We start from the raw sequence: 21,797 nt of genomic DNA, 5'->3' as shown, positions 1-21,797 counted from the left end.
TTACTCGGCGGCCTCGCGCGAGCCGCCGAGCGCACCCAGCCCTTCCAGCGCCTGCCGGATGGCCCCCTGCTGCGCGGGCGACGCTTCCGGCATCGGCGCGCGCGAGAACGTGGGCGGCAATCCCTGCAGCGACTGCGCGTAGCGCGTGCAGGCCGGCAGATTGTCGGAGACGATCGCGTTCCACAGCGTCAGCAGCTTCTGGTGCAGTTCGAGCGCGCGCGCGTGATTGCCCGCCTTGACCGCGTTCCAGAGTTCGACGGACGCGTGCGGCGCCGCGCTCAGGATCGCTGCGATCGAACCATGGGCGCCGAGTGCATAAGACGGATACATCAGCGCGTCGACGGCGCTGAAAATCAGCTTGTCCGGCGCCATCATCATGAGATCGGCGAACAGCTTCAGGTCGCCCGCGCTCTGCTTGACGCCGACCACCAGCGGCACCTCGGTCATGATCCGCGTCAGCAGTGCCGGCGACAGATAGGACCATGGCACCACGTTGTAGATGATGATCGGCATCCCGGTTTCATCGGCCATGCGGCGGAAGTGATCGACCATCGCCTGGTCGTCCGGCTTGAACAGATAGTGCACCGGCGTCACCTGCAGCGCAGCCACGTCCATGTCGCGAACCAGTTTGCCGCGCCGGATCGCGTCGCGCGTGGAATCGACGATGATGCCGGCGATCACGGGCGCGCGCCCTTTCGCGGCTTCCACAGTGGCCGCCACCAGGTCGCGATATTCCTCGTGGTCGAGCGTATGCCCCTCGCCGGTCGAACCGCCCGCCGCCATGCCGTGGCTGCCGGCGCCGATCAGCCAGTCGACCTGGGGCGCGACGAGCTTGAAATCGATCTCGCCATCCTTGCGGAACGGCGTCGTCATCGGCGGTATCACGCCGCTCGGACGTGCTTTCATGGGGTGACCCTCGCTGTTTCCATCCGCTGTGTAGCGGGATGTATCCCCCGCCTTCACCCAACAAGCCTACCCAAGGTCGGCACCGCGATCCAGTTGCGGAATTGACACGGCGGGCGGCGGAAGCGTCGCACCGGCCATTTACTTGATCTGGAGCAAGGGCGCCTTCGCCGCACTGGACGATGAATAGGGACTATCGGAGGCCAAACTGTATGCGTAATCACCTGCTTCGGATCGGCCGGTATCATTTGATCCTGACCGCGAGCCTAGCCGCGACGTCGTGCCTTGCGGCCGATCCCGACCAGGGCGAGACGCTCGCCAGGCGCTGGTGTGCGGACTGCCATCTGGTCGCGACCGATCAGAAAGCAGCGACCACCGACGCACCGCCGTTCGCCGCCATCGCCAGGCGGCCAGACTTTGATCTCGCGAAGATCGAATTCTTCCTACGCGACCCCCATCCGAAAATGCCGAACATGACGCTCGGCCGGGCCGAGTCAGCGGATATCGCGGCCTATATCGCGACGCTGAAATAGACGCTTGGAGAATTATTTCGGACCGGGACTTGAACCTCGAGCGGGAGGCCGCGACCTAGATACCAGCGGCGATTTATAGGAGACCCCTATATGACCCCTTGGCACGATACCATGGTCGATCGGCCGGAAGCGGATGGTGCGGCCTATGTCACGGGCTGGACCGTCAGCGGCGTTTTTGTACTCGGCGCTATTGTTGCCGTCTGGATTCTCGGCATCTAGCTGCGCGCGAAACGCCCTAGTTCCCATCGCACCAGGCAGGCCACCTTCACCAGGCGACCTGCCGGTGTAGCCGCATTGGCGGATGACGCGTCGGTCGCCCGGAGCTTTTGCTCCGGCGCTGCGATTTGTTCCTTGATGCGCTTCAGGGACTCTTCGTCGGTGATCCTTCGCGCCGTCTGCCGATGGCGCATGATTTTCATTTCGAGTTCGACGCGCTGGTTTGCGTGGGGCATGGCGAAAAATCCATTGTCTTCAGAAGACGATGGACGGCCATATTTGTTTCAGGGGACCACGTTGGAGCGTTCCAAATCTCGCCGAGCCGACCGGCGCCCCTACAGCCTGAGTGCCGTCAGGATCAAGGCGGTGATCAGCACAGCAATTCCCACGGACGTGACCGCGAAAAATATTCTGGGCATGAGAGCCACCATATTGCCTGATCCTTGCGTGACGCTGACGGCTTTCACCGGGCCGGAACGCACGCCATCCCGCATTGGAATACGCGTCGCACCTTTGCGCCCGGCTGAAAAACTCCAGCGTCGTGGTTCGATTTACACTTTGGGTAAACGCGTGGTGGAATTCGAGACGCGCACTCACACAAACACGGGAGCGCAAAGCTCTCAGTCGCTGACAGTCACCATGATCCGCGCGGCCATAATGGAATCTGTAACGTCTGCGCACGTCCGATGCACGACATTTTTTGCAGAGGCGTGACGAAAGGATGAAGGAACCGATCAGACTGTTTTTATCGCCAAGACTCTGAAACATGAGCACGCGCACCAGCGGCAAGTACCAACGACCCATCGACCCCGCGTTAATAACCAACCAGTTGATAAACCTCGTATTGTCGCCTGGTTCATTTGCTGCCCGGTCGTTCCGCTGGTCGTGATGGCGCCGTCTGCAAATTCGCGGCCGGCCTTCCTGCTCGGCCGTATCGATTTATCGAAGCGCCGTCGATCAAAGCCGGCGAACCGGCACCTCATGCCTTGGAACAGATCTCGGGGCTCGCCTTGGATGAAGATGGCGCGACTGCTCGCCAAGGCGAGCCCGAGCGCCGGTCAAACCTTAACGGGTCAACGGGAACAGACCGGCTGCGGCTTCATTAAGCCGGTCGCGCGCGCCTTGCGCCGGGCGCTGATCGCAGCTAATGGAACGGCATCGGAGCGTGGCGCAGCCCGGTTAGCGCACTAGTCTGGGAGACTAGGGGTCGGAGGTTCAAATCCTCTCGCTCCGACCATTTAACCTACTGATTCCCTTAAGTTTCTGATTTGCTTCCCGGGGCGTGGCGGGGCCTACCCCATGTTGGAGGCGGTCTGCCCGGCGCGTAGCCAAAGCGGCTGAGCGCGTCGCCGCCGTCCCTCAGCCGTCCTTGATCGCATTGTCCAATAATTGGCGGCAGGCAACCAGGTCCTGCAGCACCCGCTCCAGGCGCTCGCGGTCGGCGTCCGACGGCCCGGGCTTGCCCTTGACGAACGGCAGCAACATGCCGTCATCGTCGGTGTCGACGAAACGGTAGTCGATTTCCTTCTCGTCGTTTTCGTCGTCCTCGTCCTCGGGCTCGGCGTCGGCAGTCGGCGCATCAGCCTCCTCGTCGGGCTCCTGCAGGCTGAGGCCGATCGCCTCCTCGACCGCGCCGAACGTGACAGCGGAGGCCTGGTCGGCAAGACCCTGCACCGACTTGATGCCATGTTCTTTCAGGATCCGCTGCACGCCGCGGATGGTGTAGCCCTCGCCATAGAGCAGCCGGCGGATGCCCTTGAGCAGGTCAACGTCGTCGGGGCGATAATAGCGCCGTCCGCCGCTTCGTTTCATCGGCTTGATCTGAGCGAACCGCGTCTCCCAGAACCGCAGCACGTGCTGGGGAATGTCGAGTTCTTCCGCGACTTCGCTGATGGTGCGGAACGCATCCGGCGCCTTGTCCAAATGCCAGCTCCTCTCAACTCATCTCGTTGGTGAAGACGCAGTACTCGACTTGTTAAGTGAAGGTTATGGCGCGAACTCGCTAATCGGCCTTGCCTTCGCCATTTCCGACCGCATGGCCGTTGATGCGCTGCTTCAGAATGGCCGATGGCTTGAACACCATCACACGGCGCGGCGAGATCGGCACTTCCGTACCGGTCTTCGGATTGCGTCCGATACGCTGACCCTTCTTGCGCACCATGAAGGAACCGAACGATGACAGCTTCACCGTCTCGCCCTTCTCTAGGCAATCGGTAATCTCTTTCAAAACGAGCTCGACAAACGCCGACGATTCCGTGCGCGACAGGCCCACCTTCTGGTAGACCGCCTCGCATAGATCGACGCGTGTGACTGTTTTTCCGGTCCCGGTCATCGCCTGCCCCGCACTCTCGGCGAACAATTTATTCTCTGAAATTATGAGGTTAGCTTGCAATGGTCAACAGCGAGCATCATGCAGACGCATGAAACCCCGCCACAATTTTATTCGAATGTGTGAAGTTACGCCTACCAGCGCACGAGCGCGGAACCCCAGGTGAAGCCGCCGCCCATGGCTTCGAACAGCACCAGATCGCCCTTCTTCACACGGCCGTCCTTGACGGCCACATCAAGCGCCAGCGGGATCGACGCCGCCGACGTGTTGCCGTGCAGGTCGACGGTCAACACCACCTTCTGCGGCGCAATATGAAGCTTGTGCGCCGACGCATCGATGATTCGCTTGTTGGCCTGATGCGGAACGAACCAGTCGATCGAATCGGCCGTTGCGCCGGTCGCTTCGAACGCATCGACGATCACGTCGGTGATCATGCCGACCGCGTGCTTGAACACTTCACGGCCTTCCATCCGGAGATGGCCAACGGTCTGGGTGGTGGAAGGACCGCCGTCGACGAACAGTTTGGCCTTGTGCCGGCCGTCCGAGCGCAGATGCGTGGTGAGCACGCCGCGGTCGGAAGGCTTGCCGGGCTGCTCCTGCGCCTCGAGTACGATCGCACCGGCGCCGTCGCCGAACAGCACGCAGGTACCGCGATCGTTCCAGTCGAGGATCCGTGAAAAAGTCTCGGCTCCGATCACCAGCGCGCGCTTGTAGGCGCCGGCGCGCAGAAAATTGTCGGCGGTCGCGAGCGCGAAGACGAAGCCGGAGCACACCGCCTGCAGATCGAAGGCGGCGCCGTGATGGATGCCGAGCCCGTTCTGGACGGCGACCGCAGTCGCCGGAAAGGTGTTGTCCGGCGTCGAGGTCGCGAGCACGATCAGGTCGATTGCCTGCGCATCGAGCCCTGCATGTTCCAGCGCGGCGCGCGCGGCATTCATCGCCAGATGCGACGTGAACTCACCTTCGGCCGCGATGTGGCGCTGGCGAATTCCAGTGCGCTGAACGATCCAATCGTCCGACGTGTCGATCCGGGCAGCGAGTTCGGCATTGGTCAGCACCTTCTGCGGCAGGTAGGAGCCGCAACCCAGCACGACCGAACGTTTCGCAGTCACGAGACAACCTCCTGCGCGGTCTGTGCCCGTGCACTGCCGTCGCGATTGAGCATTCCATTGATCTTGGTGAGGAGATCGTTGCGGACCGTCTCATAACCAACATTTATGGCGTAGGCAAAGCCTTCGGCATCCGCTCCCCCGTGGCTCTTGACCACCATGCCGGTCAGCCCGAGCAGCACGCCGCCATTGAGCCGGTTCGGGTCGAGCTTTTCCCGCAGCGCCCTGAAGGCGCCACGTGCGAGCCAGTAGCCGATCCTGGCGCTCCATGATTTCGATATTTCGGCGCGGAGAACGTCGACGATCTGGCGCGCCGTGCCCTCGGCAGCCTTGAGTGCAATATTGCCGCTGAAGCCTTCCGACACGATGACATCGGCCGCGCCTTTGCTGATGCCGTCGCCCTCGACGAAGCCGATATATTCGAGCTGCGGGAGGTTCATCGCGCGCAGCATTTCGCCCGCCTCGCGAATCTCCTCGTGGCCCTTGACCTCTTCGACGCCGATATTGAGCAGGCCGACGGTCGGCCGCGGCCGATCGAACAGCACGCTCGCCATCGCGCTGCCCATCACGGCCATATCGACCAGATGCTGCGCGTCGCCTCCGATGGTCGCGCCGAGATCCAGCACCACGGAAACGCCCCGCTTGGTCGGCAATACCGCGGCAATCGCCGGACGGTCGATTCCAGGCACCGTGCGCAGGCAGAACCGCGCCATCGCCATCAATGCGCCGGTGTTGCCGGCCGAGACCGCAACGTCGGCCTCGTCCTTCTTCACTGCCTCGATTGCCAGCCACATGGACGAGGTCTTGCGACCGCGGCGCAGCGCCTGGCTCGGCTTGTCGTGCATGCTGATGGCGACGTCGGTATGGATGACGCGCGAGGCCGCCTTGAGCGCCGGATACCTGGCCAGTTCGGGATCGATGCAGGCGCGGTCGCCGTACAAGAGGAATTCGGTGTCGGGATGCCGGGTCAATGCGGTAGCGGCCGCCGGAATGGCCACCGATGCGCCGACATCGCCGCCCATGGCGTCAAGCGCGATTCGAACCTTTTTCGGCATGGACGTTCCGGAAACCTGATCTCTCGCGGCCTTGGTGGAGCCTGACCGCACGCTGGACGGCACCGTTAGCCGGTGCCTGGCGAAACGCAACTCCGCGCCCCCCGTCGGGCCGCGACAATAGCGTGTCCCCGCCCCGACACAACCTCTTGACCACGCCCTTTTGGCGAAAGCCGAGCGCTGTGGCCCGGAATCACGAAAACGCAATAGATTGATATAATCCAATGCCTTAGGGACTGATCCTAGCGAGCCATCGTAACCGCCCAAGCGCTGTCGCAGTCGCTCGGTCCCCCGCAACGGCCGGTTACTTGCCCTTAGGCTTCCGGGGGCCCGATTTTTTGGGCTCCGCCTTCAATGCCTTGAGCGCCGCGAACGGGTGATCCTCGGGATCGGCGGGCTCAACCACTGGCTCGAACACCGCGCCGGCCTTCCGCGGATAGGGATCGACCGCGAGATACAAGGCGTCAGTAGCGATCCGGCCGAGATCGATCGTGCCATTCTCGATCGGCTCGGGCGGATCGGGTGCCTCGTCGTCGCCCTCCTCGGCCTCGTCGACCAGCGCAGCCATCTCCGGGATCTGTTCGGGCGGGGCGAAGACCAGATCCACCGGTTCATCGATGTCGCTCTCGATCTCCTCCAGCGTCACCACGCAGGTCTGCCCGACCCGCGCCCGGACACGGCCGGCCACGTGGAACCGGCCGCCGCGCTCGGGCGTCACGTCGAACGACGCCTGCACCAGCAATACCTCCCGCAAGCCTCCGACATCGGCCACCGCGTTGCGGACGGCATGGTCGGCCTCGATGTCGCGGTGCAGGCCGGTCTCCGGTATCTGCGCCACCGCGATGGGGACGCGCCACGGATCGGGCTTTTCGGTCGTACCAATCTTGCTCATTGTTGCGCGCCTGCCCTCTCCGGGAACCGGACCGCACCGCTCGCCAGTGCCGCCTCGTCGATTCGATCGAGTGCGGCCATTGCCGCCTCGGCATAGGCCGCGAGCCGGCGGGCGTTTTCGATGTTCTCGCCGTTGAGGATATTCTTGCTGATCGCTTGCGCCAGGGCCTCGCGGCCTTCGGTCAGCGCCATGTCGTAGGCCGCCGTCCGGCCATAGAAGGCTTCGCCGAAGGCCTGCATGCGCTTTGGTACCTTGAGGTCGCTGACGCCCATTTCGCGCAGATTATCGTCCATATCGTTGCAGAAATGGTCGAAAAGCCCCTGTGACAGGGCCGCGCCGCCTTCCGCCGCTTTCAGGCGCCGCAGGACCAGCCACAGATGCAGGAGAAGCAGGTCAAAACGGCCGTTAACCGTGTCCGGAACCGCCAAGTCCCGATAAAACAACGGTTCTCGCGCCTGCGTCACGATCATGCCATAGATGGCCTCGATGGTGCCGCGCAACGGCGGCCGGGGTTTCCTGAAGTGATTGAACGGCCAAAGCATCGGGGGTTCCGCAAGCGAGCCCTCCGGAGTCTTTGCCCGGAGACCGCGCGAGTTGCAATCCAGCGTGCTGCCCGGTACGTCAACGCACCGCGCGATGCAAGAGGACGGACTAATTCCTGACATGACCGAGATGAGCCAGCCGAGCACGCCCGTGCCCTCGCCGCGCCGCTTGACCGTGCGCCGGCGCGGTTTTCGAGCGGCCACAGCCGTGGCCCTGATTTGCGCGGCGCTCGCCGGGTGTACCGGTGAGCAGTTCCAGAAGGGCTACATCCTGCCGCCCAACGCGCTGGAGCAGATCCCGATCGGCGCCAGCCAGGACCAGGTGCTGATCGTGATGGGAACGCCGTCGACGGTGGCGACCCTGAACGGCGAGGTATTCTATTACATCTCGCAGCGTTCGGAGCGCAAAGTCGCGTTCATGAACCAGCAGGTCGTCGACCAGCGCGTGATCGCGATCTATTTCGACAAGAATCGCCAAGTGCAGCGGCTTGCCAATTACGGATTGCAGGACGGCAAGATCTTCGACTTCATCAGCCGCACCACGCCGACCTCTGGCCAGGAACTCAGCTACCTGACGCCGCTGTTCAAGCTGTTGAGCTTCAACTAGCCGCCCCTTCCAAGCCTGGCGACCGTGATCAGTGCGACAATCGCTCGACCGGTAGGAACCGGATTGCGGCGTTGAGCCGCATTACCGCCGATCCGCGGTAATGATGCGAACCGTCGTGGCTTGATCGGCATTGCGAAGGCAGGTCGGGGAAAAGTTCGGCCACACCTGCTTCGAACAGTCGGTCGCTTCCGCTCGGTCGCCGGCAAGGGTTGCCTGGATCTTTTCCTCGCAAGATGCGCTGGTTGCCGATCCTGCGAAAGCAGCCGCCACGAGAGAGAAGCCCAACACGAATTTCATTTATCGCACCTCGGTAGATGTCCCACGTCATTGCGGGTTCGAGACTAAACCAGCTTTAGTGCCGATCGTTCCCGGTGCAACGCGAGCGAAGCGTCTTAGGGGTGGTTGATGATTTCGGCAGCGAAGGATTAACCACTGCCGCAAAGGCGCGCTTCTTTGATAGCGTGCGCTAACCGCGCTCCACAGCGACGGCATCAATACGGTTCAGGACGATGCTGGTGCCTACGGCGGGCACTCTGCGCCGGTGTCGATCCAGGCCTGAACCAGTCTGCCTGCGGCTTCCTGACTGCCGGGAGCGGGCTGGCGGCCCTCGCCGGGATTCCAGCCCCAGGCCACGAGATCATCCTTGGCGATGTGCTCATGCAAGGCAGCGAGATCGCGACCGCCATTGCGCTTCACGTCCTTCAGTTGCCGGCAAATCTCGCCGACGGACTTGTTCTGCCAGGCCATGGATAACGGCGCAAAACCCCAGCGCGGATGACCGGGGATGCTCTTGTAGGACGCCGCGTCGCGCAGCGTCGTGTTTTTCGTCGTATGGCACCCGCCGCAACTGGCTTCGAAATGTCCCGTCTCGGCGCGCCATACCGGTGGCATATGATCGCGCTGATCGTCGCCTTGCAGCGGATGATTTCCCGCCGGATGACAGTTCATGCAGCGTGGATGCGTAATGACCTTGGCGACCTCGGAAAAGATGGCGCGCGAGCGCGCCGCGGGATCGGCTATCGACTGAAATGCTCCGGGCTCTTGCAACGTCTGCTTCGCGGGGAGCGGCTCGGAATGGGCCGTGGATTGCGCGTGTGCCAGAACCGCCGCCAGAGCGAGTGCGGAAAAGCTCAGGAACGACTTTGTTCTCGGAAGCATCATCGCACGACAACAAGCTCGGCAGAATCAAGTTCCGGCAGGCTGGACCCGGATCCGCGCCCGTGGCTGCCTGACGTAGCTGAGGCAGAATCCATTTTCCGACTACGGAACCAGCGCCTCACGCCTCCGTTATCCGACAGGGGACGGAGCTTTCGGGCCAGCTCGCCATTCACTCTCAACCGAGCAGCGTCGCTTCGCGCCGTCTGGCTGGAACACCCTCATGAAGATGATCGCTCGGCAGCCCTTCAAGGCCCGCACCAGTGAAGAAGTCCTGGGGCTACTGGGCGCAGCGGCAACCGCCATCCTCGCCGTCGTCATCATCTCGATGCTCTACTTCGGCCGCGACATTCTTGTTGCGGTGGCCTTGGCCATTCTGCTGAGCTTCGTTTTGGCGCCGCTGGTGAATCTCCTGCAGCGCCTTCGCGTGCCCCGCGGGCTATCGGTCGTGAGCGTTGTCCTGCTTGCGTTCGTGCTGATTTTTGCGATGGGCAGTCTGCTCGCGACCCAGCTCTCCCAACTCGCCGGGGAACTCCCGAACTATCAATCGACGATCAGTCAGAAGATTCAATCGTTCCGGGACGCGCAGGCAGGCAGCAAGACGCTGGAGCGCGCGTCCGACATGCTGAAGGATCTCGGCAAGGAACTGGACAAGCCAAAAGACGTTTCGGCCGCCCGCCCGTCCCTCAGTCCAAATCCATCAGCACCATTGACGCCGGTACCGGTAGAGGTCCGCCAGCCCGATCCCGGTGCGCTGGAAAGCCTGCGCACGCTGATATCGCCGCTGATCCATCCGCTCGCGACCACCGGCATCATCGTTATCTTTGTCATCTTCATCCTGCTGCAGCGGGAAGACTTGCGAAACCGCCTCATACGGCTCGCGGGGTCGTCGGATCTGCAGCGTACGACGGCCGCGTTGGACGACGCAGCCCATCGGCTCAGCCGCCTGTTTCTCACTCAACTTGCCCTGAACAGCGCATTCGGTGTCTCCATCGGAATCGGGCTGTGGCTCATCGGCATCCCGAGCGCCGTCCTTTGGGGCATCCTCGCCGCAGCGCTGCGCTTCGTGCCCTATATCGGCGCCATAATCTCGGCTGCGTTCCCGCTGGCTCTCGCCGTAGCGGTCGATCCGGGCTGGTCGATGCTGGTATGGACGCTGGTCCTTTTCCTTGTCGTCGAGCCGATTGCAGGCCACGTGATCGAGCCGATGGTGTATGGCCGCAGTACCGGTCTGTCTCCCGTCGCCGTGGTGGCTTCAGCCACTTTCTGGACTGCGCTTTGGGGACCGATCGGACTGGTTCTCGCAACTCCCCTCACCGTGTGCCTGGTCGTGATGGGACGTCACGTCGAGCGCCTGGAATTCCTCGACGTCATGTTTGGCGACCGTCCTGCGCTTTCGCCTCCGGAAATCTTCTACCAGCGCATGCTCGCCGGCGATCCGACCGAAGCCGCCGAAAAGGCCGAGGCGTTTCTGAAGGAACGATCGCTAGCCTCCTACTACGACGAGGTCGCTGTGAAGGGCCTGCAGCTCGCGCAAGCCGATGCCGAGCGAGGCGCGCTCGACCAGGAGCGCCTCGTCAAGATTCGAGACGCCGTCAGCGAGTTTGCCGGCGATCTTTCCGAACGGGATGATGACCCAACTATTGGCGAGTCGACGACCGACGCGGAAGCCTCCTCCGCCATCGAAAGCGTGTCCCGAAATGCTGCCAATGAAAATCTTCCGGTTCTTGGCAAGCTAGACCTGTTGCCGGAGTGGCAGGGCGAGCATCCCGTGCTGTGCATCGCCGGCCGCAGCCTGATCGATGAAGCGGCCGCGACCATGCTGGCACAGCTCTCAACCGTTCACGGCTTGGCCGCGCGTGTCGAGGGTGCAGAAGCGCTTTCGACGACAAACGTGGTCAGGCTTGAACCTGTCGGCATTGCCGTCGTCTGCCTGATTTACCTCGGTGCTTCAGGTGATGCGCACATGCGATATTCCGTTCGTCGCTTGCGACGACGGCTGCCTAATGCAACCATCATGCTGATCTGCTGCACACGGGAAGCCGATGAGACGTTCCTGAAATCGGTGCAGGAAAGCGCGAAGGCCGACCTCGTGGCAGGAACCATCGGCGAAGCCGTAAGGCTCTGTATCGAGGCTGCGCGAGCACCCCCACAACAGCCCCTGACGCCGGCAGATCGCCTTGAGCCGCCCCTCGTGGTTTCGGCGACCTGACTCGCGTTCCTGCGTCCGGCAAGGAATTGAAGGACGGGCACAGCCTATTTCCGTAAGGTGGAAATCCCTTCGCAGGTCGCCGCTTGCCCTCCTCGCGCGCCGTGCCTAGGTTCCTTGCAAGCAGATGATTCAGCAGGGAGCGAACTTGTGACGATTAAAGCTATTTCTCGACGCCGGGCCTTGACCGGAGCTGCAGCCATTTCGGCCGCGGCGATCCTGCCGCGCGCCAGCTACGGTTCGGACTGGCGGCCGACAGAAACCGTCCGCGTCATCGTGCCGGCGGCGGCCGGCGGCAGCACCGACGTGATGGGACGGCTGCTGGCCGCGCACCTGCAGACCGCATGGGGCCAGTCGGCCGTCGTGGAAAACCGCTCGGGCGGCGGCGGCACCATCGGCACCGCCGAAGTGGTGCGCGGCAGGGCGGACGGCCATGTCATCCTGGTCGGCAATCCCGGCCCGAACGCGATCGCCTACAGCATCTTCCGCAACATGACCTACAAGGCGGAGCAGTTGCAGCCGGTCAGCAACCTGATCCGGATTCCGAACATCGTCTCAGCCCATCCCTCGACCGGCATCAAGTCGATTCCAGAACTGATCGCCTACATCAAGGCCAATCCGGACAAGCTGACCTACGCCTCCTCCGGCGTCGGACAGAGCCCTCACCTGACCGGCGCATGGTTCCTGCAGCTCACCGGCCTGAAGATGGTGCACGTGCCGTTCCGCGGCGCCGGCCCGGCCCTGCAGGCTGCGCTGGCGGGCGATATCCAGATCCTGTTCGACAACCTCTACCCATCGCTGCCGCAAACCCAGGACGGCAAGCTCACCGCGCTGTGCGTCACCACGCCCGAACGCACCCCGGCGGCGCCGAACATCCCGACCATCCGCGAGGGGGTGCCCGAGCTTGCCAAATTCGACGTCTCCTCCTGGTTCGGCATCTTCCTGCCGAAAGCCGCGCCCGCTCCCGTCGTCGAGGCGCTGAACAAGGAGATCAAGGCGATGCTGGCGCGCGAGGATATCAAAAAGACCATCGGTGGCATGGGCGCCACCGCCGACTGGGGCACGCCGCAGCAATTCTCCGAATTCGTGCAGGCCGAAACCAACAAATTCGGCGAGATCATCAAGCGCGAAGGCCTGCAGATGGACGTGAACTGATCGCGTCGCCCGCCGCAAGGCTTTCCAAACCAAATCCCGCGGTCTCGGCCGCGGGATTTTCGTTCGTCAGGACGACTTGTTGATCTTCTTGACCTTGGCGTCAGTGGCCTCGATCGACATGGCCAGTTCAAGGATCGCCTTGGACAGCAGTTCGGCGGCCTCCTTTTGGTCCTGCGACTTAGCAGCACGGAGCGCGTAGTTGCGGGCGGATGAAAGCGACATGGATTAATCTCCGTATGGGTCCGCGTGCAGCGAACGAGGTTGAACCAACTAAAAACCCCGCGGCTCGCGCCGCGGGGTTTTTCTTCAAGTGAGTTCTCGCCGCTCAGTGCGCCAGGATCGCCAGCAGTAGCAGCGCAACGATGTTGGTGATCTTGATCATCGGGTTCACCGCGGGGCCCGCCGTGTCCTTGTAGGGGTCGCCGACGGTATCGCCGGTCACGGCCGCCTTGTGGGCGTCGGAACCCTTGCCGCCGTAGTGGCCGTCCTCGATGTACTTCTTGGCGTTGTCCCAGGCGCCGCCGCCCGAAGTCATCGAGATCGCGACAAACAGGCCGGTCACGATCACGCCGAGCAGCATGGCGCCAACGGCCGAAAATGCCGCCGACTTGCCGGCCGCGCCGCCGCCCGCGACCGCGTAGATCACGAAGTAGACGAAGATCGGCGACAGCACCGGCAGCAGCGACGGGATGATCATTTCCTTGATCGCCGCCTTGGTCAGCAGGTCGACCGCACGGCCGTAATCCGGCTTGTCGGTGCCCTGCATGATGCCGGGCTTTTCGCGGAACTGCCGCCGCACTTCCTCGACGATCGCGCCGGCCGCACGGCCGACCGCGGTCATGCCCATCGCGCCGAACAGATACGGCAGCAGGCCGCCGAACAGCAGGCCGACCACGACGTAGGGGTTGTTCAGCGAGAAGTCGGGCAGCACGCCCTGGAAGTACGGATATTTCGCGGAATTGGCGATGAAGAATTTGAGGTCTTCATTGTAGGCCGCGAACAGCACCAGTGCGCCGAGACCGGCCGAGCCGATCGCGTAACCCTTGGTGACCGCCTTGGTGGTGTTGCCGACCGCGTCGAGCGCGTCGGTCGACTTTCGGACTTCCTTCGGCAGGCCGGCCATTTCGGCGATGCCACCGGCGTTGTCCGTCACCGGGCCGAAGGCGTCGAGGGCCACGATCATGCCGGCCAGCGCCAGCATCGTCGTGGTCGCAATGGCGATGCCGAACAGGCCGGCAAGGCTGTAGGTGACGAGGATGCCGGCGATGATGACGATCGCGGGCATCGCGGTCGATTCCATCGAGATCGCCAGACCCTGGATCACGTTGGTGCCATGACCGGTAACCGACGAAGCGGCGATCGACTTCACCGGGCGATAATCCGTGCCGGTGTAGTATTCGGTGATCCAGATGATCAGGCCGGTGACGACGAGGCCGACGATGCCGCATTCGAACAGCGCCAGGCCGGTGTACTTCACGCCCGCCAGCGGGCCGAAGCCGATCAGCCAGTTGATGACGGCGGCAACGCCGAATAGCGACAGCACGCCGGTCGCGATCAGGCCCTTGTACAGCGCGCCCATGATGGACTGGCTGGCGCCGAGCTTGACGAAGAAGGTGCCGATGATCGAGGTGATGATGCAGACGCCGCCGATGGCGAGCGGCAGGGTCATCATGTTCACCAGCAGCGGCGAGGTCGCAAAGAAGATCGCGGCCAACACCATGGTGGCGACCGCGGTTACCGCGTAGGTCTCGAACAGGTCGGCCGCCATGCCGGCGCAGTCGCCGACATTGTCGCCGACGTTGTCGGCAATGGTCGCCGGGTTGCGCGGATCGTCCTCGGGGATACCGGCCTCGACCTTGCCGACGAGGTCACCGCCGACATCGGCGCCCTTGGTGAATATGCCGCCGCCGAGACGGGCGAAGATCGAGATCAGCGAGGCGCCGAAGCCGAGCGCCACCAGCGCGTCGACGACGACGCGGTCGTTGGCCTTAAGCCCCATGCCGTGGGTGAGGTAGGCGAAGTAGATGGTGACGCCGAGCAGCGCGAGACCAGCGACCAGGAGGCCGGTGATCGCGCCCGCCTTGAAGGCGAGTTCGAGACCGCCAGCCAGCGAGGTGGTCGCGGCCTGGGCGGTGCGCACGTTGGCTCGGACCGAGACGTTCATGCCGATGAAGCCTGCGGCGCCCGACAGCACGGCGCCGATCAGGAAGCCGATCGCCACCAGCATGCCGAGGAAGTACGCCAGCAGGGCGAAGATCACGACGCCGACGATGGCAATCGTCATGTACTGGCGCTTCAGGTAAGCCTGCGCGCCTTCGGCCACCGCCGCCGCGATTTCCTGCATGCGCGCGTTGCCGGCATCCGCCTTCATGACGGAAGACGTCGCCCAGATGGCGTAAACGATCGAAAGCGCTCCGCAGAGCACGATCACCCATAATGCTGTCATAGAAGTTGCCTCAGATGCTGGTATCCGCCCCACGCCATCCCGCGAGCGCGGCCGGCGCTTATTTTGGAGGCCTTCCCTGCCCTTAGGGGTGGCCTCAAATCGGCGGGACCATGCCAAAATCGTTTCCTCGACGCAACGCCGGGGAGGTCAGAATCCGTCGATTTTTGGAAGGAGTCACCGCGAAGCGAGGGCCGAACTGCTGAAAGCGTGGCCGACCCTGCGGTAGAGCCGAGCCCAAAATACAAGAACCCGCCCAATCCCATCAGGATCGAGCGGGCTCACTAGCCATTCCAGTACATCCGTGAAACGACCGTTTCGAGGTCTTAGACGAGCGACAGGTTTTCCGCGCTCACCTTGCCCCGCATCTTGTCGGTCTTGAGTTCGAACTGAACCTTCTGACCTTCGGCCAGACCGCCGAGGCCGGCGCGCTCAACGGCGGAGATGTGCACGAACACATCCTTGCTGCCATCGCTCGGCTCAATGAAACCGAAACCCTTTTGACCGTTGAACCACTTCACTGTTCCCGTAGCCATTTTCTCTTCTCCAAAGCACATAGGCTTTCATTCCGCGCGGCGATCGCACGGATTCAAAATCCAATCTTACGACGATGTCTCTGGAAGAAGCCTCTCAGGGAGGCGCGTTCGAAAAGGCACGACGATAATCGAATGGCAATACACCTATAGGTTTTCCACAGAATAGCAATGGCTAGCGGGAAATAAAGCCGGCCGGGAATCAAGCTTTTGGCGCGCGGGGGACCAGCCTTCAAAAATGGCTGTAAGAGAGCCGTTGCAGTGCGATTTCAGCGCCGTTCGCATCGACGAACCTCGGCACCTCGCTTCCCGCAACCACCGTGCCGATGGAACTCACCGCAATGCGGGCATCCCGTGCAGATTGCACGAACGTTTCGACGCGATGCTCCGGCAACGTGCACAGGATCTCGTAATCATCGCCGCCAGCCACCAGCATCTCACGCCTGACGATGCCGCGCGACACCAGGTCCCTCGCCGCGCCCGACAGCGGGACCGACGGCAAGTCGATGACCGCGGACACGCCGGACACGCCGCAGAGCTTGGCGAGGTCGCCGGCCAGGCCGTCCGACACATCCATCGATGCGCTGGCATGGTCGCGAACGATATTCGCCATGGCTACGCGCGGCTGCGGCACCCGATAGCGGCTGATCAGTGCGTCGCGGGCAGACTTGTCGGTCGCCGCGGCGTGCACTTCTCCGCCACGCAGGATGGCGAGACCCAGCGCGGCGTCACCGATCGTGCCGGTCACCATCACCCGCTCGCCCGCCTTTGCGCCGTTGCGATGGACCATCCTGCCCGGCGGCACCCGGCCGAACGCGGTGACCGAGACCATCAGCGGGCCCGGCGTCGAAACGGTATCCCCACCCAGCAGCGGACAGGCGAACTGCGCGGCATCCTCGCCCAGCGCCGCCGCAAACGGCTTCAGCCAGGCTTCGTCGGCATGCCGCAAGGCCAGCGTCAGCACGAAACCGGCCGGGATCGCCCCTTTCGCGGCGAGATCGGAGAGGTTCACCCGCAGCGCCTTGCGCGCGACGGTGTCGGGAGGATCGTCGGGCAGGAAATGCACGCCCTCGACGATGGCGTCCGTCGTCACCACGATATCGGAACCGTCGGGCTTCAGCGCCGCGGCATCGTCATCGAGGCCGAAGGCGCCGGGGTCGGTGGCGAGCGGCCGAAAGTAGCGCGCGATCAGCGAGTCCTCGCCGGACGCGGGTTTGCCGCTAGCCACGCGCGAACTCGTCGGCGCGGAACTGGCGCGCGATCTGGTCGAGCACGGCGTTGACCATGCCCGTTTCGTCCTTCTCCACAAAGGCATGCGCGACGTCGACATATTCGGACACGACCACGCGGCCCGGAACGTCCTTGCGGTGTTCCAGCTCATACGAGCCGGCACGCAGCACCGCGCGCAAGATCGCGTCGATCCGCTTCAGCGGCCAGCCCTTTTGCAGCGCGTCGTCGATCAGGGGATCGAGCTGGGCCTGGTCGCGCACCACGCCGGCCACCACGTCCTTGAAGAACGCAGCCTCGGCCGGCAGATATTTGTCGCCCTCGACCTCATTGCCGAGCCAATGGCTTTCGAACTCGGCAAAGATGTCGTTGATCCCCGCACCTGCGATGTCCATCTGGTAGAGCGCCTGCACGGCGGCAAGCCGCGCCGCGCCGCGCCGGTTGGCTTTCCTGTCGGGACTTTTCACTGGCTTCTTGCTGTCTGCCATCATCAGGCCTTTGTCAGCCGCCGCTTGATCCGCAACATCGCCAGCGCCGCGCGCGCGGCGTCGCCACCCTTGTTCAACTCGCTGGCACGCGCCCTCGCCCAGGCCTGCGCATCGGTATTGACCGTGATGATGCCGTTGCCGAGCGGGAAACCTCTGGAGACCGCCAGATCCATCAGCGCGCGCGAGGATTCGATCGAAACGATTTCGAAGTGGATGGTATCGCCGCGCACCACGCAGCCGAGTGCGATTGCCGCATCATAGGGCTTGCCGTTCTTTTCAGCAGCATCGAGCGCGATGGCGATGGCGGCCGGAATTTCCAGCGCGCCCGGCACCGTGATGAGGTCATGCGTCACACCGGCCGCCTTGAGCTCGGCAACCGCGCCTTCCAGCAGCGCATCCTGAATGTCGTCGTAGAACCGCGCCTCGACAATCAGCGCGCGCGCGCCTGAGATGTCGGTCTGGTCCTTCAGCGGTGCGCGCCGTGCGTCTGCCATCTGCTCTCTTCCGTCTTGCTCGGTCCTCATCCCTGCATAACGGCTTCGCCGTTATTGCTGGAGGAACGGCCAATCGGCCGCGTCTCGAAGGATGGCGATATCAGGGCCTCATGGCTCGAGACGGCGCGAGGGCCGCCTCCTCACCGAGAGGGGGTGGCGGGCGTTTTAAGCGCCGCTTGTTACCCTGTCACTTCATTTCCGACAGCCGCGCCGCGTATCGGGCCATCAGGTCGACCTCGATATTGACCTCGCTACCGCCGCGCCAGCCGTTCAATGTGGTCACGCTGAGCGTGTGCGGGATGATCAGCACCGAAAACGTGACATCTTCGACCGTATTCACCGTCAGCGACACGCCATCCAGCGTCACCGAGCCCTTGGCGGCGATAAAGCGCGCCAGCTCTCGCGCGGTGCGCAGTTCGAATCGCGCCATGTCAGGCAGATCGTCACGCTTGACGATGGTCGCAATGCCGTCGGCATGGCCCGCGACAATATGGCCGCCGAGTTCGTCGCCGATCTTCAGCGCGCGTTCAAGGTTGAGTCTTGTCCCCTCGGCCCAGTGCTTTGCGGTCGTCATGCCGAGGGTTTCTGCGGCGGCATCGACGTCGAACCAGGTCCTGCCGCCTTCGACACCGGAACCGACCACCGTCAGGCAGACGCCATTGCAGGCGATCGACGCACCATCGGCGATGGTGGCCTGGTCGTAGCGGCAGGCGATGCGCAGGCGGTGCAACTGGCCCTGCGCCGTTGGCGTCAGGCTCGCGATCTCGCCGACATCGGTGACAATTCCGGTAAACATCAGGCCCGCCCGTAAACGGTAAGAATATCTTTGCCGAGGTTTTCGCTAGCACGTGTCTTGAAGGCAGGCGACCCGGTGAGAGACGACAGCGGCAATGCGTCCAGCGCGGGAATGCCGTCCGCCCCGATCTCGTCAGGCCCGCGCAGCAGCCAGATTTCATCGACCAGGTCCGCGGCGACAAAGGATGCGGCGACCCGTGAGCCGCCCTCCACCATCAGCCGGGTGATGCCCTTATCGGACAACGCATGCAGCACCGCCGGCAGATCGAGCCCCGGGGGCTGCGCGGTCGTCGCCACACGCATCACCTGCGCGCCGGCCGCGCCCAGTTTCATGGCCGCGGGCGCTTCGGCGAAATCCGACGTCATCACCCAGAGCGGCGTCTGGCGGGCGGAATGAACCAGTTGGCTGTCGCCTGGCAGCCGCAGCGCCCGATCCAGCACCACCCGGACCGGCGAGCGCGCCTCCATCCCCGGCAGGCGGCAGGTCAGAACCGGATCGTCCGCCAGCACCGTGCCGATGCCGACCAGGATGGCGTCGCATTGCGCGCGCAATTGATGGACCCGCGTCCTCGCCGGCTCGCCCGTGATCGTGACCGGCGTGTGGCCGGCGGCGCCGATCTTGTCGTCGGCGGAGACCGCGAGCTTCAGGATCACGTGCGGGCGCTTGTCGCGGATGCGGCGGAAGTGTCCGGCGTGATCATGGGTCGCTTCCGTGGCACAAAGGCCGACATCGACCGTAATACCGGCGGCGCGAAGTCTGGCGTGGCCCTGCCCGCCGACCTCCGGATTGGGATCTTCGACCGCCGACACGACGCGCGCAATGCCCGAGGCGATCACCGCATCGACACACGGCGGCGATTTGCCGAAATGCGAACAGGGCTCCAGCGTCACATAGAGCGTAGCGCCCCGCGCGGCCTCTCCGGCCCGCCGCAGCGCCTGGGGCTCGGCATGCGGGCGCCCACCGGGCTGCGTCCAGCCGCGGCCGACGATCACGCCGTCCTTGACCACGACCGCACCAACCGCCGGGTTCGGCCAGGTACGCCCCAGTCCACGCCGGCCGAGCAACAGTGCCAGCTGCATGAAGCGCTGGTCCGCCGCTTTGGCGTCTTTCAGCTTCTGCCCGTACTGGTCTTCCAGAATGCGGAAGATCATTTGGGCAACGTGGCGACCCGCGCGGCGTCTTCTGCAGAGAGCTCGCCGAGCACGGCTTCAAAATCCTTGGCTTCGCGGAAATTGCGGTAGACCGAGGCGAAGCGGACATAGGCGACGTCGTCGAGCTGACGCAGATGCTCCATCACGATCTCGCCGATCATCTCCGAGGAAACCTCCGCCTCACCGCCGCTTTCGAGCTCGCGCACGATCGCGGAAACCATTTTTTCGACCCTTTCAGGATCGACCGGGCGCTTGCGCAAGGATATTTGCAGAGAGCGGACCAGCTTGTCGCGGTCGAACGGCACCCGGCGGCCGTTGCGCTTGATCACGGTGAGCTCGCGCAACTGCACCCGCTCGAACGTCGTGAAACGGAAGTTGCAGGCGATACACACCCGCCGCCGCCGGATCACGGCCGAATCCTCGGTCGGACGCGAGTCCTTCACCTGCGTATCGAGACTGTTGCAGCTGGGACAACGCATCCAATGCGACCTTACTGATAGATCGGGAAACGGTCGGTGAGCGCCTTGACGCGCTCCTTGATCGCGGCTTCGACCAGCGGGGCCTTGCCGTCCTCCGACTGCGCCAGCGCATTCAGCACCTCGGCAATCAGGCCGCCGACCTGCTGGAATTCGGCGACGCCGAAACCGCGGGTGGTCGCCGCCGGCGTACCGAGACGCAAGCCCGAGGTGACGAACGGCTTTTCGGGATCGAACGGAATGCCGTTCTTGTTGCAGGTGATCGCAGCACGCACCAGCGCCTTCTCCGACACGTTGCCCTTCAGGCCCTTTGGCCTCAGGTCGACCAGCATCAGATGGTTGTCGGTGCCGCCGGAGACGATGTCGAAGCCGTGACCGCGCAATGTTTCCGCCAACGCCTTGGCGTTCTCGACCACGTTCTTGGCGTAGACCTTGAAGTCCGGCCGCAGCGCCTCGGCGAAGGCGACGGCCTTGGCGGCGATTACATGCATCAGCGGACCGCCCTGCAGGCCCGGGAAGATCGCCGAGTTGAACTTCTTGGCCAGCGCCTCGTCATTGCTCAGGATCAGGCCGCCGCGCGGGCCGCGCAGCGACTTGTGCGTCGTGGTCGTGGTGACGTGAGCATGCGGCACCGGCGAGGCATGGACGCCACCGGCGACCAGGCCGGCGAAATGCGCCATGTCAACCAGGAGGTACGCGCCTACAGAGTCGGCGATCTCGCGAAAACGCTTGAAGTCCCAGGGGCGCGAATAGGCCGAACCGCCGGCGATGATCAGCTTCGGCTTGACCTGCTCGGCCTGCTTTGCCACCTCGTCCATGTCGATGAGGTGGTCGTCGCGGCGCACCGTGTAGTGCGAGGCCTTGAACCACTTGCCGGACATGTTGACCGGCGAGCCGTGGGTGAGATGGCCGCCGGCGGCGAGGTCGAGGCCCATGAACGTGTCGCCGGGCTGCAGCAGCGCCAGAAACACCGCCTGGTTCATCTGGCTGCCCGAGTTCGGCTGCACGTTGGCAAACTGCGCGCCGAACAGCTTTTTGGCGCGCTCGATGGCCAGTGTCTCGGCGACGTCGACCCATTCGCAGCCGCCGTAGTAGCGCGCACCCGGATACCCTTCCGCGTATTTGTTCGTCATCACCGAACCCTGCGCTTCCAGCACCGCCCGGCTGACGATGTTCTCGGACGCGATGAGTTCGACCTCATGCCGCTGGCGGCCGAGCTCGCCCTTGATCGCGGCGGCGATTTCCGGGTCGGCCTCGGCGAGCGTGGCCGTAAAGAACGAGTCGGGCGCGGAGGCCGTCTTGGAGCTGGAGGACGAGGTCATGGGGCGAAATATCTCCACCGCCGCAAGCCCCTAGGGACAAAGCGGTCGGCTATGTGTGGCGGTCGAAAGAAGCGCCTGCGAGATACCACATCGCCCGGAATTGGCCAAGCGCTTGCGGTACAGGGCTGGTATTTATGCCAGATATGGTGGGAAGGAAGGGCCGAC

Annotated in this window: 25 protein-coding genes and 1 tRNA gene; 7 read left to right on the top strand and 19 right to left on the bottom strand. The window is 63.7% G+C overall.

The features are described from left to right. On the bottom strand, positions 1–906 hold the full coding sequence (locus QUH67_RS15735; protein ID WP_300947577.1) for a dihydrodipicolinate synthase family protein: 906 nt from the start codon (positions 904–906) through the stop codon (positions 1–3). Positions 907–1,115: 209 nt separating this feature from the next. Here QUH67_RS15735 and QUH67_RS15730 point away from each other — a divergent pair, with 209 nt between their 5' ends. Then, complete coding sequence (locus QUH67_RS15730) at positions 1,116–1,436, top strand: c-type cytochrome (protein WP_300947576.1); 321 nt, start codon at positions 1,116–1,118, stop codon at positions 1,434–1,436. A gap of 90 nt (positions 1,437–1,526) precedes the next feature. Beyond that, on the top strand, positions 1,527–1,655 hold the full coding sequence (locus QUH67_RS15725) for a hypothetical protein (RefSeq protein ID WP_300947575.1): 129 nt from the start codon (positions 1,527–1,529) through the stop codon (positions 1,653–1,655). Here QUH67_RS15725 and QUH67_RS15720 read toward each other — a convergent pair. Beyond that, a complete protein-coding gene (locus QUH67_RS15720; protein ID WP_300947574.1) occupies positions 1,652–1,855 on the bottom strand; it encodes a hypothetical protein in 204 nt (67 codons plus the stop codon). The two genes, QUH67_RS15725 and QUH67_RS15720, sit on opposite strands and share 4 nt — an antisense overlap. Here QUH67_RS15720 and QUH67_RS15715 point away from each other — a divergent pair. Both QUH67_RS15715 and QUH67_RS15710 read left to right on the top strand, forming a co-directional pair. Then, on the top strand, positions 1,845–2,366 hold the full coding sequence (locus tag QUH67_RS15715; protein ID WP_300947573.1) for a hypothetical protein: 522 nt from the start codon (positions 1,845–1,847) through the stop codon (positions 2,364–2,366). The two genes, QUH67_RS15720 and QUH67_RS15715, sit on opposite strands and share 11 nt — an antisense overlap. Positions 2,367–2,811: 445 nt before the next feature. After that, a tRNA-Pro gene (locus QUH67_RS15710) sits at positions 2,812–2,889 on the top strand. 122 nt (positions 2,890–3,011) lie between these two features. On the opposite strand, the gene QUH67_RS15705 is transcribed toward QUH67_RS15710, so the two are convergent. The 6 genes from QUH67_RS15705 to QUH67_RS15680 all read right to left on the bottom strand — a co-directional run bounded on the left by QUH67_RS15705 (position 3,012) and on the right by QUH67_RS15680 (position 7,576). Continuing rightward, positions 3,012–3,575 carry a MerR family transcriptional regulator gene (locus tag QUH67_RS15705; RefSeq protein WP_300947572.1) on the bottom strand — a complete coding sequence of 188 codons (564 nt, stop codon included), beginning with the start codon at positions 3,573–3,575 and terminating at the stop codon, positions 3,012–3,014. Positions 3,576–3,654: 79 nt separating this feature from the next. Next, positions 3,655–3,984, bottom strand: a complete 330-nt coding sequence (locus tag QUH67_RS15700; protein WP_300948060.1) for an integration host factor subunit alpha — start codon at positions 3,982–3,984, stop codon at positions 3,655–3,657. A 131-nt stretch (positions 3,985–4,115) separates the two neighbouring features. Then, positions 4,116–5,093, bottom strand: coding sequence for a beta-ketoacyl-ACP synthase III (locus QUH67_RS15695; RefSeq protein ID WP_300947571.1), 978 nt, complete (start codon positions 5,091–5,093; stop codon positions 4,116–4,118). Continuing rightward, on the bottom strand, positions 5,090–6,145 hold the full coding sequence (gene plsX / locus QUH67_RS15690; protein WP_300947570.1) for a phosphate acyltransferase PlsX: 1,056 nt from the start codon (positions 6,143–6,145) through the stop codon (positions 5,090–5,092). Before plsX ends, QUH67_RS15695 begins: the two co-directional genes overlap by 4 nt. 301 nt (positions 6,146–6,446) lie before the next feature. Continuing rightward, on the bottom strand, positions 6,447–7,034 hold the full coding sequence (locus QUH67_RS15685) for a YceD family protein (RefSeq protein ID WP_300947569.1): 588 nt from the start codon (positions 7,032–7,034) through the stop codon (positions 6,447–6,449). After that, positions 7,031–7,576: a ubiquinol-cytochrome C chaperone family protein gene (locus QUH67_RS15680; RefSeq protein ID WP_300947568.1), complete on the bottom strand. Its 546-nt coding sequence runs from the start codon at positions 7,574–7,576 to the stop codon at positions 7,031–7,033. The genes QUH67_RS15685 and QUH67_RS15680 overlap by 4 nt, the downstream gene beginning before the upstream one ends. Positions 7,577–7,706: 130 nt before the next feature. Between QUH67_RS15680 and QUH67_RS15675 the strand changes: the two genes are divergently transcribed. After that, positions 7,707–8,183, top strand: coding sequence for an outer membrane protein assembly factor BamE (locus QUH67_RS15675; protein ID WP_407080461.1), 477 nt, complete (start codon positions 7,707–7,709; stop codon positions 8,181–8,183). A 519-nt stretch (positions 8,184–8,702) separates the two neighbouring features. Here the strand turns inward: QUH67_RS15675 and QUH67_RS15670 are convergent. Next, entirely contained in the window at positions 8,703–9,230 is a 528-nt protein-coding gene (locus QUH67_RS15670) for an Isoquinoline 1-oxidoreductase subunit (protein WP_300947567.1), read from the bottom strand. A 337-nt stretch (positions 9,231–9,567) separates the two neighbouring features. Between QUH67_RS15670 and QUH67_RS15665 the strand changes: the two genes are divergently transcribed. Both QUH67_RS15665 and QUH67_RS15660 read left to right on the top strand, forming a co-directional pair. Then, positions 9,568–11,550, top strand: coding sequence for an AI-2E family transporter (locus QUH67_RS15665; RefSeq protein WP_300948058.1), 1,983 nt, complete (start codon positions 9,568–9,570; stop codon positions 11,548–11,550). 180 nt (positions 11,551–11,730) lie between these two features. Then, positions 11,731–12,702 carry a Bug family tripartite tricarboxylate transporter substrate binding protein gene (locus QUH67_RS15660; RefSeq protein WP_407080434.1) on the top strand — a complete coding sequence of 324 codons (972 nt, stop codon included), beginning with the start codon at positions 11,731–11,733 and terminating at the stop codon, positions 12,700–12,702. Between the two features lie 66 nt (positions 12,703–12,768). Here the strand turns inward: QUH67_RS15660 and QUH67_RS15655 are convergent, their stop codons facing one another. The 10 genes from QUH67_RS15655 to glyA all read right to left on the bottom strand — a co-directional run bounded on the left by QUH67_RS15655 (position 12,769) and on the right by glyA (position 21,632). After that, on the bottom strand, positions 12,769–12,924 hold the full coding sequence (locus tag QUH67_RS15655; RefSeq protein WP_300947565.1) for a hypothetical protein: 156 nt from the start codon (positions 12,922–12,924) through the stop codon (positions 12,769–12,771). A gap of 103 nt (positions 12,925–13,027) precedes the next feature. Next, positions 13,028–15,148 carry a sodium-translocating pyrophosphatase gene (locus QUH67_RS15650; protein ID WP_300947564.1) on the bottom strand — a complete coding sequence of 707 codons (2,121 nt, stop codon included), beginning with the start codon at positions 15,146–15,148 and terminating at the stop codon, positions 13,028–13,030. A 323-nt stretch (positions 15,149–15,471) separates the two neighbouring features. Continuing rightward, positions 15,472–15,681 carry a cold-shock protein gene (locus QUH67_RS15645; protein WP_028345703.1) on the bottom strand — a complete coding sequence of 70 codons (210 nt, stop codon included), beginning with the start codon at positions 15,679–15,681 and terminating at the stop codon, positions 15,472–15,474. 229 nt (positions 15,682–15,910) lie between these two features. Beyond that, positions 15,911–16,906 (bottom strand): thiamine-phosphate kinase, encoded by a 996-nt coding sequence (gene thiL, locus QUH67_RS15640; protein WP_300947563.1) that lies wholly within the window; start codon positions 16,904–16,906, stop codon positions 15,911–15,913. After that, a complete protein-coding gene (gene nusB, locus QUH67_RS15635; protein ID WP_300948057.1) occupies positions 16,899–17,393 on the bottom strand; it encodes a transcription antitermination factor NusB in 495 nt (164 codons plus the stop codon). Before nusB ends, thiL begins: the two co-directional genes overlap by 8 nt. Positions 17,394–17,395: 2 nt before the next feature. Next, on the bottom strand, positions 17,396–17,887 hold the full coding sequence (ribH, locus tag QUH67_RS15630) for a 6,7-dimethyl-8-ribityllumazine synthase (protein WP_300947562.1): 492 nt from the start codon (positions 17,885–17,887) through the stop codon (positions 17,396–17,398). 187 nt (positions 17,888–18,074) lie between these two features. Further along, positions 18,075–18,683, bottom strand: coding sequence for a riboflavin synthase (locus QUH67_RS15625; RefSeq protein WP_300947561.1), 609 nt, complete (start codon positions 18,681–18,683; stop codon positions 18,075–18,077). Further along, positions 18,683–19,834: a bifunctional diaminohydroxyphosphoribosylaminopyrimidine deaminase/5-amino-6-(5-phosphoribosylamino)uracil reductase RibD gene (gene ribD, locus QUH67_RS15620; protein WP_300947560.1), complete on the bottom strand. Its 1,152-nt coding sequence runs from the start codon at positions 19,832–19,834 to the stop codon at positions 18,683–18,685. The genes QUH67_RS15625 and ribD overlap by 1 nt, the downstream gene beginning before the upstream one ends. Then, complete coding sequence (nrdR, locus tag QUH67_RS15615) at positions 19,831–20,313, bottom strand: transcriptional regulator NrdR (RefSeq protein WP_300947559.1); 483 nt, start codon at positions 20,311–20,313, stop codon at positions 19,831–19,833. Before nrdR ends, ribD begins: the two co-directional genes overlap by 4 nt. Before the next feature lie 11 nt (positions 20,314–20,324). Continuing rightward, on the bottom strand, positions 20,325–21,632 hold the full coding sequence (gene glyA, locus QUH67_RS15610; RefSeq protein ID WP_300947558.1) for a serine hydroxymethyltransferase: 1,308 nt from the start codon (positions 21,630–21,632) through the stop codon (positions 20,325–20,327). Positions 21,633–21,797: the final 165 nt, after the last annotated feature.

Origin of the sequence: Bradyrhizobium roseum, from assembly GCF_030413175.1 — a bacterium.
In the GTDB taxonomy this organism is placed as follows: domain Bacteria; phylum Pseudomonadota; class Alphaproteobacteria; order Rhizobiales; family Xanthobacteraceae; genus Bradyrhizobium; species Bradyrhizobium roseum.
This window is presented reverse-complemented; position numbering and strand designations above follow the sequence as displayed.

What these genes read in the sequence shown, in the direction of transcription:
- QUH67_RS15735 (WP_300947577.1), bottom strand. Translation starts at nt 906, where the DNA reads ATGAAAGCACGTCCGAGCGGCGTGATACCGCCGATGACGACGCCGTTC.
- QUH67_RS15730 (WP_300947576.1), top strand. Translation starts at nt 1,116, where the DNA reads ATGCGTAATCACCTGCTTCGGATCGGCCGGTATCATTTGATCCTGACC.
- QUH67_RS15725 (WP_300947575.1), top strand. Translation starts at nt 1,527, where the DNA reads ATGACCCCTTGGCACGATACCATGGTCGATCGGCCGGAAGCGGATGGT.
- QUH67_RS15715 (WP_300947573.1), top strand. Translation starts at nt 1,845, where the DNA reads ATGATTTTCATTTCGAGTTCGACGCGCTGGTTTGCGTGGGGCATGGCG.
- QUH67_RS15720 (WP_300947574.1), bottom strand. Translation starts at nt 1,855, where the DNA reads ATGAAAATCATGCGCCATCGGCAGACGGCGCGAAGGATCACCGACGAA.
- QUH67_RS15700 (WP_300948060.1), bottom strand. Translation starts at nt 3,984, where the DNA reads ATGACCGGGACCGGAAAAACAGTCACACGCGTCGATCTATGCGAGGCG.
- plsX (WP_300947570.1), bottom strand. Translation starts at nt 6,145, where the DNA reads ATGCCGAAAAAGGTTCGAATCGCGCTTGACGCCATGGGCGGCGATGTC.
- QUH67_RS15685 (WP_300947569.1), bottom strand. Translation starts at nt 7,034, where the DNA reads ATGAGCAAGATTGGTACGACCGAAAAGCCCGATCCGTGGCGCGTCCCC.
- QUH67_RS15680 (WP_300947568.1), bottom strand. Translation starts at nt 7,576, where the DNA reads ATGCTTTGGCCGTTCAATCACTTCAGGAAACCCCGGCCGCCGTTGCGC.
- QUH67_RS15675 (WP_407080461.1), top strand. Translation starts at nt 7,707, where the DNA reads ATGAGCCAGCCGAGCACGCCCGTGCCCTCGCCGCGCCGCTTGACCGTG.
- QUH67_RS15665 (WP_300948058.1), top strand. Translation starts at nt 9,568, where the DNA reads ATGATCGCTCGGCAGCCCTTCAAGGCCCGCACCAGTGAAGAAGTCCTG.
- QUH67_RS15655 (WP_300947565.1), bottom strand. Translation starts at nt 12,924, where the DNA reads ATGTCGCTTTCATCCGCCCGCAACTACGCGCTCCGTGCTGCTAAGTCG.
- QUH67_RS15650 (WP_300947564.1), bottom strand. Translation starts at nt 15,148, where the DNA reads ATGACAGCATTATGGGTGATCGTGCTCTGCGGAGCGCTTTCGATCGTT.
- QUH67_RS15645 (WP_028345703.1), bottom strand. Translation starts at nt 15,681, where the DNA reads ATGGCTACGGGAACAGTGAAGTGGTTCAACGGTCAAAAGGGTTTCGGT.
- nusB (WP_300948057.1), bottom strand. Translation starts at nt 17,393, where the DNA reads ATGGCAGACAGCAAGAAGCCAGTGAAAAGTCCCGACAGGAAAGCCAAC.
- ribH (WP_300947562.1), bottom strand. Translation starts at nt 17,887, where the DNA reads ATGGCAGACGCACGGCGCGCACCGCTGAAGGACCAGACCGACATCTCA.
- QUH67_RS15625 (WP_300947561.1), bottom strand. Translation starts at nt 18,683, where the DNA reads ATGTTTACCGGAATTGTCACCGATGTCGGCGAGATCGCGAGCCTGACG.
- ribD (WP_300947560.1), bottom strand. Translation starts at nt 19,834, where the DNA reads ATGATCTTCCGCATTCTGGAAGACCAGTACGGGCAGAAGCTGAAAGAC.
- nrdR (WP_300947559.1), bottom strand. Translation starts at nt 20,313, where the DNA reads ATGCGTTGTCCCAGCTGCAACAGTCTCGATACGCAGGTGAAGGACTCG.
- glyA (WP_300947558.1), bottom strand. Translation starts at nt 21,632, where the DNA reads ATGACCTCGTCCTCCAGCTCCAAGACGGCCTCCGCGCCCGACTCGTTC.